The following is a 12391-nucleotide window of genomic DNA, read 5'->3' on the forward strand; positions in this document are numbered from 1 at the left end:
TAATTTGTACTTTTAAAAAATGAAAAACACCATAAATTTTGAGGATTTTAGCCAAGTCGATTTACGGGTTGGTACTATTATAGAGGTTAACGATTTTCCTAAAGCGAGAAACCCTGCCTACCAATTGCATATTGATTTTGGAACATTAGGTATTAAAAAAACATCGGCGCAAATAACAACTTTATACAACAAGGAAGATTTATTAAACAGACAAATAGTGGCTGTTGTTAATTTTCCTAAAAAACAAATTGCAAATTTTATGAGCGAATGCTTGGTTTTAGGGGCGGTTAAGGAGAAAGATGTTATGCTGTTACATCCAGAATTACAGGTTAAAAACGGGACACCCGTACTTTAATATATGCAGGATATAGATCTGGTAAAAATTAATTTTAATAGCGATAGCCTATGGGTTTTAAATATTGCCTTAGCTGTAGTTATGTTTGGTGTTGCCTTAGGAATTACCACAAACGATTTTAAAGAATTATTAAAACATCCAAAGCTTGTAGGTGTTGGCCTGTTATCGCAATTTGTTTTGCTACCGCTTTTAACCTACGGTATAATAGTTTTAGTAGCGCCAAAACCAAGTATCGCTTTGGGAATGATGATGGTTGCTGCTTGTCCAGGAGGCAATATTTCGAATTTTATGACGCACTTGGCCAAAGGAAACGCAGCGTTATCGGTAAGTCTTACAGCGCTGTCTACATTTGTAGCTGTATTAATGACGCCTTTTAATTTTGAGTTTTACGGACATTTATACGCACCAACGGCACATATTATAAAAGATGTAGCATTACAGCCTTTAGATTTAATACAAGTGGTGATGCTAATTTTAGGAATTCCGTTGGTTTTAGGCATGTTGGTAAGGCACTTTAAACCGCACTTTTCGGTAAAACTATCTAAATTACTTAAACCTTTTTCAATATTAGTATTTGTGTCAATTGTAATCATTGCGTTTTCAAACAATATAGAGGTTTTTGAAGCGTATGTCGGTCAGGTTTTGTTTATAGGAATAGGCCATAATTTTCTGGCTTTATTGATGGGCTTTTTTGTAGCCAAAGCTTTTAAATTGTCTTTCGACAATCAAAAAACCATTGCTATAGAAACAGGAATACAGAATTCTGGATTAGGATTACTTTTAATATTTACTTTTTTTAATGGTTTAGGCGGAATGGCAATAATTGCTGCGTTTTGGGGTGTCTGGCACATTATATCTGGTTTAATAATCGCATTTTATTGGTCTAATAAAGCTATAAATAGATGAGGTTTTCAAATATAGGTTTATCTATTGTAAGAAGTTATGTTGCTTTAGGCTTGTATTTTAACTATAAAAAAATACAGGTGAGAGGTAAGGAACATGTGCCTGAAAATAAGCCGGTTTTATTTTTATCGAATCACCAAAACGCATTGATGGATGCTTTAATAATAGCTACTAAATCTGGTCGTTTTTGTTATTATTTAACCCGTGCCAGTGTGTTTCAAAAGCCAGTTATCGCTCGAATTTTAAAACGGTTACGCATGTTGCCTGTATACAGAGTTAGAGATGGTTGGCAAACAATTAGTAATAATAACGATATTTTTAAACGCTGTACAACATTATTGCATGACAACGAAGCTATAGTTATTTTTCCAGAGGGGAATCATTCTTTAAAACGAAAAGTGCGTCCGTTAAGTAAAGGGTTTACGCGATTGGTTTTTGAGACGTTAGATGCCTATCCTAATATAGCGTTGCAACTGCTTCCTGTAGGTGTAAACTACCAAAATGCCAAACAATATGGCGATAGTATGCTATTACAGATTGGACAATCTTTAGTTGTAAATAAGGAGTTTTTGAAAGACAGGAAACAAGTCGAAAAAGAATTGAAAATAACTATTCAAAATCAGATTCAGCAATTAACAACACATATTTCTTCGCCAGATTACGATAGTATGGCGCATCGCTTGCATAAGCATAATGCCAATTTTTTAAATCCAGAACAAGTTAATTATTATATAGAACAGGAAGCTATAATTGAAGGTTTTGAGCAAAAACCAACGGCGTTTTTAGGTTTGAAATCACTTTTTAAATACGCCTTAATTTTGAATGTATTTCCGGTGTATTGGCTTTGGAAATTGGTTTTACGGCCAAAAATTAAAGAAGATGAGTTTATGGCTACTTTTAGGTTTGCTTGGTCTATAACCTTAGTGCCTATGTATTTGCTTTTAGTAGCAATTACTTTAGGATTATTATTGGGATGGCATTTAGCCTTAGGGTGGTTATTGACAGTTTTAACAATAGCTTTGTTGGCTGTAAAACTTTAAGAAAAAAAAAGACCATTACTTTTTTGCGAGGTAATGGTCTTTAAGGGTATTGTTAAATATCATCAAAATCGATATCTGTAAATTTTTCGGCAGCGCTTTGGCCTACTTCTACGCTTTCAGCTATGGCATCGTCGTCATTGTACTCTTTTTTAAAGTCTTTTTGGTGACGCTCGCTAATAACTTCATCTCCCTTTTCATTAATAATGTAATCGGTCATTTCTTCTAAAATATCTCTAAATTCAGCGAAGTCTTCTTTGTAAAGGTATATTTTATGTTTTTTGTAGTGGTACGACCCGTCGTCGTTGGTAAATTTTTTACTTTCAGTAATTGTTAAGTAATAATCTCCTGCTTTAGTCGCTCTAACATCAAAGAAATATGTTCGTCTTCCAGCGCGCAATACTTTAGAAAAAATCTCCTCTTTCTCCATCATGTCATTATTATTCATAGTCCTATTTGCTATTAATAAAATTTATAAATGTTAATTTATGTTGCTATTAATTTTTTGAAATGAAAAGCAATTTGCATTCAAAAATCTAAAAAAAAGAATTACCAACCAACAAATTATGATAATTCTTTTTCACTAAGTTGCTTTAAATATAGGGTTTTGTAGTAACCCTCGGCGTTAATTAGCGCGTTATGTGTGCCTTGTTGAATAATTTTTCCATCGTCTAAAACAATAATTTTGTCGGCATTTTTAGCCGAAGACACTCTGTGGCTTACAATAATCGTTGTTTTTCCTGTTGCGATTTTATATAAGTTAGACAGAATTTTTTCTTCGGTTTCGGTATCTACAGCCGACAGGCAATCGTCGAACAATAATATTTTAGGATCTTTAATAATGGCGCGTGCAATAGAAACCCGTTGTTTTTGCCCGCCAGATAAGGTAATGCCACGCTCGCCTAAAATGGTATTGTAACCTTGGGCAAATTTTGTAATGTTTTTATGTACTTGGGCTAATTTTGCGGCTTCTATAACTTCGTCTTCGGTGGCATTTTCTTTACCAAAACGGATATTGTTTTTTATGCTGTCCGAAAACAAAAAGGCATCTTGTGGTACATAGCCAATACTATCCCTTAAGCTATACAGGTTTAGTTGGTCTATCGGGGTATTGTCTATGGTAATTGTACCAGAATTACAGTCGTAAAGTCTGCCTATAAGATCTAAAACGGTAGATTTACCCGAACCTGTTTTACCAATAATTGCTAGCGTTTCGCCATGTTTTATAGAAAAACTAACCTGTTTTATGGCTTCAATATTGGTGTCGTCGTAGGTGAAAGATACGTTGTTAAAAGCAATATCTCCAGTAATGTTTGAAGGCGTTTCAACTGTGTTTTTTATTTCGGGTTCTATGTCTAAAAATTCATTGATGCGTTTTTGCGAAGCTTCAGCTTGTTGTATAATCGACGTTACCCAGCCAACAGTAGCCACTGGCCAGGTGAGCATGTTTACATAAATAATAAATTCGGCAATAGTACCAAGGCTATCAATTTCTCCATCAATATATTGCATGCCCCCAATGTAAATAACAATTAAATTACTAATACCAATTAAAAGCACCATCATAGGAAAAAACAGCGCTTGAATGCGCACCAATGCCAATTGTTTGTCTTTACTGCCTTCGGATAAATTTTCGAAATTTGTAGCCGTTTGTGGCTCGATACCGTAAGCTTTTATCACAGAAATACCACTAAAACTCTCTTGTGTAAACGTTGATAATTTTGATAAATACACCTGTACTATGGTACTACGTTTGTGGATTTCTTTACTTAATTTATAAATCGCTATCGATAAAATAGGAAGCGGTACAATGGTATACAGGGTTAGGGTAGGTGCTTCGCTATACATGTACAAGAGTGCAATAATAAATAGCGTAATGGTATTAATGCTATACATAATAGCTGGGCCAGCATACATACGAACGCGACCAACGTCTTCGCTTATACGGTTCATTAAATCGCCAGTACGATTCTTTTTGTAGAAGTTTAAAGATAAGCGCTGATATTGTTGATAGATTTCGTTTTTTAAATCGTATTCAATATAGCGCGACATGTTAATAATGGTTTGTCGCATTAAAAAAGTAAAAATACCAGCAACAATAGCAGCACCTATAATGTAAAGAATATCTTCTAAAAGTTCGGCGCGTACCACAGCAGGATCTGTAATTACACCTTGTTGATAGTCTTCTACAACCTTAAAAATTTCGCGAACAAAACGCGGGGTAAACAGTAAAAAGATACGTGCAATTATGGTTATTAAAATACCAATTATAAGTTGGGTTTTATATTTAAGAAAGTATTTGTTTAAATGTTGAAGGGCTTTCATTAAGCTTTAAAATTTATATAATCGATTGATTTTTTAAGAAAAATAATTTTGAGAATATGATAATTTAGTGTTAGTTTTGGCATGTGTTTTTAAGAATATTTTAAAATAAACAACATTAACTTAAAAAATAGCTAAAATGGTTTCAGACGTTATTCATGCAAACGAACTTTATAAAGTTGATCCTGTTTTCGGGCAGATCTCTTTTAATAATCATGAGCAAATTGTATTTTGCAACGACAAAGATACAGGTTTAAAAGCAATAATTGGTATACATAATACAGTATTAGGTCCAGCGTTGGGAGGAACCAGAATGTGGAACTACAATAACGAATGGGAAGCCTTAAATGATGTTTTGCGCTTATCGCGTGGAATGACTTATAAGTCGGCTGTAACAGGTTTAAATTTAGGTGGCGGTAAAGCCGTTATTATTGGAGATGCTAAAACCCAAAAAACACCAGAATTAATGAAGAAATTTGGTGAGTTTGTAAATGGTTTAAGCGGAAAATACATTACAGCAGAAGACGTAGGTATGGAAACTGCCGATATGGACTTGGTACGTGAAGTAACACCTTATGTAACGGGAATTTCAGAATCTAAAGGCGGTGCAGGTAATCCGTCGCCAATTACAGCTTTTGGCGTTTACATGGGGATGAAAGCTGCTGCTAAGTTTAAATTCGGATCGGATAATTTAGATGGCAAATCGGTTTTAGTACAAGGTATTGGCCATGTTGGAGAGGCTTTGGTAGACCATTTAACTAAAGAAGGTGCTAAAGTTATTATTAGCGATTTAAACCAAGAGCGTTTAGAGGCTGTTAGTAAAACCTATGGTGCCAGCATTTATAATGGTAACGATTTATATAGTGAGTCTGTAGATATTTATGCACCTTGTGCTTTGGGCGCTACAGTTAATAACGATACCGTTAATAAAATTCAAGCTAAAATTATTGCTGGTGCAGCTAATAACCAATTGGCTAACGAGCAAGAGCACGGTTTAATTTTACAGGAACGCGGTATTGTTTACGCACCAGACTTTTTAATTAATGCCGGTGGTATTATTAATGTTTATGCCGAATTAGAAGGTTACGGTAAACAGGAAATTATGCGTAAAACAGAAAATATATACAATACAACTTTAGACATTTTAACCAATGCCGAAGTAAATGGTATTACAACCCACGAAGCAGCGCTTCAGGTGGCTAAAGCCAGAATAGAAAACAGAAAAAAAGAGAATAATAAATAATATTATTAGCTTAAAAAGTTTATTTTTGCAGGGCGAAAGTGAAATCACTTTCGCCTTTTTAATTTCAGGGTCAATTTAGACTTAAATGTATATCAATCATCTTAAAAAGATAATAAAAAGTTCTTTGTAAACATGCTTAACAGACGTCATATTCGAATAAAAGTCATGCAAACCATTTACGCCTTTAAAGGTGGGGAGAGTGACGATTTTAGTAAAGATCAAAAATTTTTATCGCATAGTTTAGAGGATATGTACAGTCTCTATTTGTTGCAATGGTCTTTACTTATTGAAGTACAAAAAATGGCCGAAGATTATTTAGATAAATCTTCTTTAAAACACTTACCGACGGCCGAAGATAAAAATCCGAACAGAAAATTTGTTAACAACGAAGTGCTTCAACTTCTAAAAAATAACCGTGCCTTAAAAGACGCTTTAGAACGTTACGGTGTTAACAACTGGGATTTAGACGATGAGTATGTAGAACTTATCTACAAAGCTATTTTAGCAAGCGATTTATATAAAGAGTATATGAAAACGCGTACCTCTTCATTTAAAGAAGACAAGCATTTTATTGTAGATGTTTTTAAAGAAATTATAGCTCCTAACGACAAACTTTACGATTATTTAGAAGATAAGAATTTAACTTGGTTAGACGATTTACCAATCGTAAATACTACCATTTTAAAGCAGTTGCGCAAAGTAAAGTCAGATGCAGCAGATACTTTTTTTGTGCCTAAATTATTTAAAGATATAGACGATAAGGAGTTTGCTATAAAATTGTTTAAAAAAACCATTTTAAACCAAACCAAACTTAACGAAGCTATTGATGCTAAAGCTAAAAACTGGGAAGCAGAGCGTATTGCACAAATAGATTATATTTTATTGCAAATGGCTGTTTGCGAGCTTCAAAACTTTCCTTCTATACCTGTTAAAGTAACTATAAACGAGTATTTAGAAATTGCCAAAGAATATTCTACACCTAAAAGTAGCATATTTATAAATGGTATTTTAGATAAGCTGGTAAAGGAATATCAAGAAAAGGGAACCTTAAATAAAGTAGGGCGTGGGTTGATGTAATAGGAAATTATTATTACATTTATGCCCTCAAAAAACATTATCATGAAAAAAATAATATTAGGATTAAGCACCTTATGTTTAATCGCTTTTACATCTTGTAAAGACGATGCTTCAAAAAAAATTAGCGAACAAAATGTTGCAGAAGCTGCAGAACGCGATGCCAATGCTTCAAAATTTCCAGTAATTGCTTTTGAAGAAACAGAGCACGATTTTGGAGAAATTGAATCTAAAACTCAGGTAGAAACTGTATTTAAATACAAAAATACAGGAGAAGCCCCATTAGTTATTACCAATATTGCTACCTCTTGTGGTTGTACTGTACCAAAAGACTGGAGCAAAGAGCCTTTAGCACCAGGCGAAACTGGGCAGTTTACCGTTAAGTTTAATGGTTCTGGCGCTAATAACGTAACTAAAACAATTACTGTGACTTCTAATACAGAGTCTGGTAAAGATTTAGTTAAAATTAAAGCGTTTGTAAAGCCAGATCCTAATGCGCCTAGCAAAATTCAAAAATCACCAGTACCTCAAATACAATCGTAATCCATGGGAGAAGGTATGATGGGCTCTGTTTTGCCGTTTATATTAATATTTGTGGTTATGTATTTCTTTATGATTGCACCGCAAATGAAACGTCAAAAGAAAGAAAAGAAATTTGCAGCCGAGTTAAAACGCGGCGATCGTGTAGTTACTAAAAGTGGTATGCACGGGAAAATTGTAGATTTAAACGATAAGGATAACAGTTGTGTTATTGAAACTTTAGCTGGTAAAATTAAGTTTGAGCGTTCTGCTATTTCTATGGAAATGAGCGAACCTTTAAATAAAACACCAGAAACTAAGTCTAAATAGGCTCTGGATCTATACAATAATAAAAAGGCTTTCAAATATTAATTTTGAAAGCCTTTTTTAATGCAAGTATGTTTTTATATTTACTCTACAGCATCCTTTTTAAAGAAGTTAAAGACGTTTTTAACTTGCGATTCATCGAAATCGCCATCTTCTAGCGCTTTAGCTAATTGTATAATTTGTTGCGGTTTCATATCGTCTCCTAAAACCCGTAACACACCAAACCCGAGTTCGTTAGAGCTGCCAAACACGATTAGTTCGTCTATGGCATTTTCGTCGTCTCCTAAATATTTTAAGGTTATTTTACCGCCATGGCTGTTAACGTCCATAAGGTCGTTGTAACTGGTGTTGTTAAGAATGTCTTTTACCTTGCTTAGTTCTTCATTATAAGATTCGGTTTGCGTATCATCTTTTTTATAACCTAAAAAGTTAAGGTGTTTAATAGATTTTATGGCTTGTTGTTGTTCGTCGTTTAATTTGGTTTCGTCTAAACCAAGCATCGAAACGGGTAAATCTACAGTTGTAAAGTTTTGTGTTTCTTGGTGGTCTACAAAATAGGTTTGTAATGTAGGCTCCGATTTGCAGCTTATTAAACTAAAGGCAACACAACAGGTTGCAATAAGGTAGTGTAATGCTTTCATGAGTTTGTAGTATTTTAATATCCAAGACTTACTATTAATAAGCCTTGGATTGATTTTTTATGCGATAAGCGAATTATTTTTTCTTGTCTAAGTGCTCGCCACCAGGAATGTTCATTTTACTGGTAAGTTTAGAGATTTCGTTTAAGTTAATATCGCCTGTTAAGAGCGCGATTACGGTTTCTATTTCTCGTTTTTTACCGTTAATTTCTATATCGGCTTCTTTGGTTAACTCGCCTATGCCGTTTACAAATATTAAGAGTTCTTTTACATGGTCTGCGTCTCGGCCTTCTTTTACATAAAACTTCATTTCTTTACCATCGTCTTTTACTTCCATTAGTTCTTCTAGACCTCCTTTTTTAGATTTCATCCAAGAAGCAATATCGGTAGCAATAGCTTTATCGTCTGTAATTATGGTTTTAAAACTGGTAATACTGTTTACCATATTTAAGTAAGCTTGAGATTCTGGATCGTCTGTGCTAATATCTAATTTAGCTAGCATCTGAAACATTTTTGGCTTAATATTTACATAAGTAACGTTTGGATTTTCGCTATATTTTTCGAAAATGCTTTGTGCCATCATACTGGCTGGTAATAGTACCAAGGCTATGGCCATTAAAATGAATTTTTTTGTCATTGTTTTTGCGTTAAAATTTATTGTTGTTTTCATGATTATTTATTGTTTTTAAAGATTAAGTTTGAAGATTGTTCTAATTCGTCGATATAATTTACAGTTGAAACCCCTGTGTTGTACGTTTTTAGGTAGCCCATGGTTGAAGCGCCTTTGTTTAAGGATTTAGAAATAAGCTCTAAAGATTTTACCACTTCGTTATATGCCAATTCGGGATCGTCGTAGGTTCCTAAATCGTTTTGGGTTGTTAAGGTTTGGGTAGACCTTAAATAAAACCCTAGCATAAGTACAGCTACAGCAGCGACAGATAACCACGAGTATATTTGTGTTTTTTTCTTGGCTTGTAATGGAATGTCTTTTGTAAACTGCTCTTGTTGATTGGCTTTAAAATAACCAAACATGTGTTTGTAAATTTCCAAATGTGGCGGGATGTCTTCCTGTTGAAAATACGTTTTTAAATACGCTTCTTCTTTTAAAGAAGTTTCTCCGTTTTCGTATTTTTCTATAAGCTTTTCTATATTATTTAATACCATAATTATGTGTATTAGTTAATTGTTCTCTAATTGTTTTTCTGGCTCTAGATAAGGCTACACGTACAGCCGTGTTCTTCATATTTAGCATTTTAGCAATTTCATCTAAATCGTATTGCTCGATATCTCTTAATTGAATAACCATACGTTGTTGTTCTGGTAAAGTTTCAATTATTTTGCCAACCCAGTTTAAACTATCTTCGGTTTCAACCTGTTTTTGTAAACTGGTTTGGTGGTCTTCGTAATTACTATGTACAATTTTTAAGTTTTGCGCTTGTTTCGATTTTAATTTGTCGTAACACAAATTTTTGGTCATGGTCATCGAAAAGGCTTCTACATTTTTATAAGTTGCAATACTTTTTTTGTTGTTCCATAGTTTAATCAAAATTTCTTGGGTCGCATCTTCTGCCTCCTCGTTAGAGATTAGTAACCGTTTAGCAAGACGGTATACCTTATCTTTAAAGGGCATTACAATGTTTAAAAATTCCGACTGATTCATTGGTCTTTTATTGGTTGTTCGCTTATTTGGCGTATTTGATATTACGACGACTCATTTGTTTTTTTGTTACAAAACATTTTTCATACATGTAAATTTCCAGTAAATTTAGCGATTTATAAATGGAGATTATGCCCCGATTAAAACACCTACTTTTAGTTAATTGCTTAGTGTTGTTGGTAACATCTTGCTTTAAAGATCAAGATGATTATCCTGTAGTTTCGCAAGATATTAACGATTTTGTTTGGAAAGGATTGAATGCCTTTTACTTGTATAAAGACCAAGTTCCCGATTTGGCCGATACCCGATTTGGTAACCAAACAGATTACAACAATTATTTGTCTGGCTTTTCTGCGCCAGAAGATTTGTTTTACAATTTATTATATAACAGAACGACAGAAGACCGTTTTAGTTGGATAACCGATGATTACATTGCATTAGAGCAACAGTTTAGCGGGCAATCTGTAAGCCATGGTATGGAATACGGATTGGTCAAATTTTCGCAAAGTAATACTGTATTTGGTTATGTGCGTTATGTACTGCCTAATACCGAGGCCGAAGCCAAAGGAATTAAACGCGGAGATATTTTTAATAGGGTAGATGGTGTTGATTTGTATTACAATTCAGCTTCCGATACTAATATTGGGCTAATGCAAGGCGATAATTATACCATTGGTCTTGCTACTTATAACGACAATGGTACGCCCGAAACTAGCGATGATTTTATTTCAGAAACCGATACAGACATCGAACTTATAAAATCTAATTATACCGAGAATCCTATTTATTTACACAAAACCATCGAGCAATCTGGACAAAAAATAGGGTATTTAATGTATAATGGATTTACAGGTACCGATGCGTTCGACTCGCAATTAAACGCTGTTTTTGGACAATTTAAATCTGAAGCCATTAACGATTTGGTACTAGATTTAAGGTATAATCCAGGAGGTTCTGTACAAACCGCAACCTGGTTGGCTTCCATGATTACGGGGCAATTTACAGGCGAGGTTTTTGTTAAAGAACAATGGAATAGCTATTGGCAATCGTATTTTGAAAGTCAAAATCCAGACGCTTTATTAAATCCATTTGTAGATGAAATGATTAAAAGAAATTCCAATAATTCCACTGTGTTTCAAGAAACTATTAATCATTTGCAACTAAATCGGGTTTACGTTATTACTTCGGCGAGTACGGCCTCGGCAAGCGAATTAATAATTAACGGATTGAAACCTTACATTGAAGTTATTCAAATTGGCGATGTTACAGTTGGTAAGTATCAAGCTTCTCGTACCTTGTACGATTCGCCAGATTTTAGTAAAGACGGGGTAAACCCAACACACACGTATGCCATGCAGCCTTTAATTTTTAAATCGTTAAATGTTAATGATGTAACCGATTATTTCGAAGGCTTAACTCCTCAAATTTTTATTAAAGAACAGTATGGAAATTTGGGAGTATTGGGCGATGTTAACGAACCCTTATTACAAGAAGCCTTAGCGGCTATTTTAGGAACAAACAGAACAGGAGTACACAAGCATTTAAATACCAGCTACCAGTATTTAAGTAACAGTAAAGCCTTACAACCTTTGCCAAATGCCATGTACATAAACTAAACGTATGCATACTACATATTTTAATTGGAGCACCGGTAAAGATTCGGCGTTAGCCCTATACGAATTATTGCAGGACAGCAGTTTTAAGGTCACTAAATTAGTTACGACAGTCAATTCGCATTACCAGCGGGTGTCTATGCATGGTTTGCGAGTAGATTTACTAAAACGTCAGGTAGCTGCTTTAGGTTTACCTGTTCAATATATTGAATTGCCGGAATCGCCAGACATGGACGATTATAATGCGATTATGACTACGGTGACTACCCAACTTAAAACTGAAGGCTATACCCATGCTGCTTTTGGCGATATTTTTTTGGAAGATTTAAAATTTTATCGCGAAATGCAATTGATGGAAGTGGGCATTACTGGCGTATTTCCACTTTGGAAACGCAATACCAAGGAGCTCATGAAAATGTTCTTAGAACTAGGGTTTAAAGCGATTGTGGTGTGTGCTAATGCCAAATATTTTAATGCCGATTTTGTGGGTACCGTGCTAGACCAAAATGTAATAGATAACTTGCCAGAAGGGGTAGACCCTTGTGGCGAAAATGGCGAATTTCATACCTTTTGCTTTAGCGGACCACTATTTAAAGAACGTATAGCTTTTGAAATTGGCGAGACAACTTACCGCGAATATCCTGCCCCTAGTAAAAATGCTGAAGCTGTGGGGTTTTGGTATTGTGATTTGTTAGCCCAATAA

The 12391-nt window shown here is 34.4% G+C and carries 15 protein-coding genes; 9 read left to right on the plus strand and 6 right to left on the minus strand.

Features of this window, described 5'->3' with window-relative positions:
- Positions 1-19: 19 nt before the first annotated feature.
- The 3 genes from ACR9EA_RS07135 to ACR9EA_RS07145 are packed head-to-tail and all read left to right on the plus strand — an operon-like array spanning position 20 to position 2298.
- Entirely contained in the window at positions 20-355 is a 336-nt protein-coding gene (locus tag ACR9EA_RS07135) for a tRNA-binding protein (protein WP_435139136.1), read from the plus strand.
- A gap of 3 nt (positions 356-358) precedes the next feature.
- The gene (locus ACR9EA_RS07140) at positions 359-1261 is read left to right on the plus strand and encodes a bile acid:sodium symporter family protein (protein WP_435139138.1); all 903 of its coding nucleotides are present in this window, start codon (positions 359-361) and stop codon (positions 1259-1261) included.
- Positions 1258-2298 carry a 1-acyl-sn-glycerol-3-phosphate acyltransferase gene (locus tag ACR9EA_RS07145; protein WP_435139140.1) on the plus strand — a complete coding sequence of 347 codons (1041 nt, stop codon included), beginning with the start codon at positions 1258-1260 and terminating at the stop codon, positions 2296-2298. The genes ACR9EA_RS07140 and ACR9EA_RS07145 overlap by 4 nt, the downstream gene beginning before the upstream one ends.
- A gap of 52 nt (positions 2299-2350) precedes the next feature.
- Here the strand turns inward: ACR9EA_RS07145 and ACR9EA_RS07150 are convergent, their stop codons facing one another.
- A complete protein-coding gene (locus ACR9EA_RS07150) occupies positions 2351-2743 on the minus strand; it encodes a PUR family DNA/RNA-binding protein (protein ID WP_435139142.1) in 393 nt (130 codons plus the stop codon).
- Between the two features lie 116 nt (positions 2744-2859).
- Entirely contained in the window at positions 2860-4620 is a 1761-nt protein-coding gene (locus ACR9EA_RS07155) for an ABC transporter ATP-binding protein (RefSeq protein ID WP_435139144.1), read from the minus strand.
- Between the two features lie 136 nt (positions 4621-4756).
- On the opposite strand from ACR9EA_RS07155, the gene ACR9EA_RS07160 reads away from it, so the two are divergent.
- The 4 genes from ACR9EA_RS07160 to yajC all read left to right on the plus strand — a co-directional run bounded on the left by ACR9EA_RS07160 (position 4757) and on the right by yajC (position 7783).
- A complete protein-coding gene (locus ACR9EA_RS07160) occupies positions 4757-5860 on the plus strand; it encodes a Glu/Leu/Phe/Val family dehydrogenase (protein ID WP_435139146.1) in 1104 nt (367 codons plus the stop codon).
- Between the two features lie 132 nt (positions 5861-5992).
- Positions 5993-6937, plus strand: coding sequence for a transcription antitermination factor NusB (gene nusB / locus ACR9EA_RS07165; protein WP_435139148.1), 945 nt, complete (start codon positions 5993-5995; stop codon positions 6935-6937).
- A gap of 42 nt (positions 6938-6979) precedes the next feature.
- Positions 6980-7477: a DUF1573 domain-containing protein gene (locus ACR9EA_RS07170; RefSeq protein ID WP_435139150.1), complete on the plus strand. Its 498-nt coding sequence runs from the start codon at positions 6980-6982 to the stop codon at positions 7475-7477.
- A 3-nt stretch (positions 7478-7480) separates the two neighbouring features.
- Complete coding sequence (gene yajC / locus ACR9EA_RS07175; RefSeq protein WP_435139152.1) at positions 7481-7783, plus strand: preprotein translocase subunit YajC; 303 nt, start codon at positions 7481-7483, stop codon at positions 7781-7783.
- 80 nt (positions 7784-7863) lie between these two features.
- On the opposite strand, the gene ACR9EA_RS07180 is transcribed toward yajC, so the two are convergent.
- The 4 genes from ACR9EA_RS07180 to ACR9EA_RS07195 all read right to left on the minus strand — a co-directional run bounded on the left by ACR9EA_RS07180 (position 7864) and on the right by ACR9EA_RS07195 (position 10078).
- Positions 7864-8421 carry a DUF4252 domain-containing protein gene (locus ACR9EA_RS07180; protein ID WP_435139154.1) on the minus strand — a complete coding sequence of 186 codons (558 nt, stop codon included), beginning with the start codon at positions 8419-8421 and terminating at the stop codon, positions 7864-7866.
- A gap of 73 nt (positions 8422-8494) precedes the next feature.
- Positions 8495-9088, minus strand: a complete 594-nt coding sequence (locus ACR9EA_RS07185) for a DUF4252 domain-containing protein (RefSeq protein WP_435139156.1) — start codon at positions 9086-9088, stop codon at positions 8495-8497.
- 2 nt (positions 9089-9090) lie between these two features.
- Entirely contained in the window at positions 9091-9582 is a 492-nt protein-coding gene (locus ACR9EA_RS07190) for a hypothetical protein (protein ID WP_435139158.1), read from the minus strand.
- Positions 9569-10078 (minus strand): RNA polymerase sigma factor, encoded by a 510-nt coding sequence (locus tag ACR9EA_RS07195; RefSeq protein WP_435139160.1) that lies wholly within the window; start codon positions 10076-10078, stop codon positions 9569-9571. The genes ACR9EA_RS07190 and ACR9EA_RS07195 overlap by 14 nt, the downstream gene beginning before the upstream one ends.
- Positions 10079-10206: 128 nt before the next feature.
- Between ACR9EA_RS07195 and ACR9EA_RS07200 the strand changes: the two genes are divergently transcribed.
- Together ACR9EA_RS07200 and ACR9EA_RS07205 are read left to right on the plus strand one after the other, a co-directional pair.
- Positions 10207-11691, plus strand: coding sequence for a S41 family peptidase (locus tag ACR9EA_RS07200; RefSeq protein ID WP_435139162.1), 1485 nt, complete (start codon positions 10207-10209; stop codon positions 11689-11691).
- 4 nt (positions 11692-11695) lie between these two features.
- Positions 11696-12391, plus strand: a complete 696-nt coding sequence (locus ACR9EA_RS07205) for an ATP-binding protein (RefSeq protein WP_435139164.1) — start codon at positions 11696-11698, stop codon at positions 12389-12391.

The sequence above is a fragment of the Formosa sp. A9 genome (genome assembly GCF_051200825.1).
Classification (GTDB): Bacteria; Bacteroidota; Bacteroidia; order Flavobacteriales; family Flavobacteriaceae; genus Formosa.

Coding starts and splice junctions, on each gene's coding strand:
- ACR9EA_RS07135 (WP_435139136.1), top strand. CDS start 20: ATGAAAAACACCATAAATTTTGAGGATTTTAGCCAAGTCGATTTACGG.
- ACR9EA_RS07140 (WP_435139138.1), top strand. CDS start 359: ATGCAGGATATAGATCTGGTAAAAATTAATTTTAATAGCGATAGCCTA.
- ACR9EA_RS07145 (WP_435139140.1), top strand. CDS start 1,258: ATGAGGTTTTCAAATATAGGTTTATCTATTGTAAGAAGTTATGTTGCT.
- ACR9EA_RS07150 (WP_435139142.1), bottom strand. CDS start 2,743: ATGAATAATAATGACATGATGGAGAAAGAGGAGATTTTTTCTAAAGTA.
- ACR9EA_RS07155 (WP_435139144.1), bottom strand. CDS start 4,620: ATGAAAGCCCTTCAACATTTAAACAAATACTTTCTTAAATATAAAACC.
- ACR9EA_RS07160 (WP_435139146.1), top strand. CDS start 4,757: ATGGTTTCAGACGTTATTCATGCAAACGAACTTTATAAAGTTGATCCT.
- nusB (WP_435139148.1), top strand. CDS start 5,993: ATGCTTAACAGACGTCATATTCGAATAAAAGTCATGCAAACCATTTAC.
- ACR9EA_RS07170 (WP_435139150.1), top strand. CDS start 6,980: ATGAAAAAAATAATATTAGGATTAAGCACCTTATGTTTAATCGCTTTT.
- yajC (WP_435139152.1), top strand. CDS start 7,481: ATGGGAGAAGGTATGATGGGCTCTGTTTTGCCGTTTATATTAATATTT.
- ACR9EA_RS07180 (WP_435139154.1), bottom strand. CDS start 8,421: ATGAAAGCATTACACTACCTTATTGCAACCTGTTGTGTTGCCTTTAGT.
- ACR9EA_RS07185 (WP_435139156.1), bottom strand. CDS start 9,088: ATGAAAACAACAATAAATTTTAACGCAAAAACAATGACAAAAAAATTC.
- ACR9EA_RS07190 (WP_435139158.1), bottom strand. CDS start 9,582: ATGGTATTAAATAATATAGAAAAGCTTATAGAAAAATACGAAAACGGA.
- ACR9EA_RS07195 (WP_435139160.1), bottom strand. CDS start 10,078: ATGAATCAGTCGGAATTTTTAAACATTGTAATGCCCTTTAAAGATAAG.
- ACR9EA_RS07200 (WP_435139162.1), top strand. CDS start 10,207: ATGCCCCGATTAAAACACCTACTTTTAGTTAATTGCTTAGTGTTGTTG.
- ACR9EA_RS07205 (WP_435139164.1), top strand. CDS start 11,696: ATGCATACTACATATTTTAATTGGAGCACCGGTAAAGATTCGGCGTTA.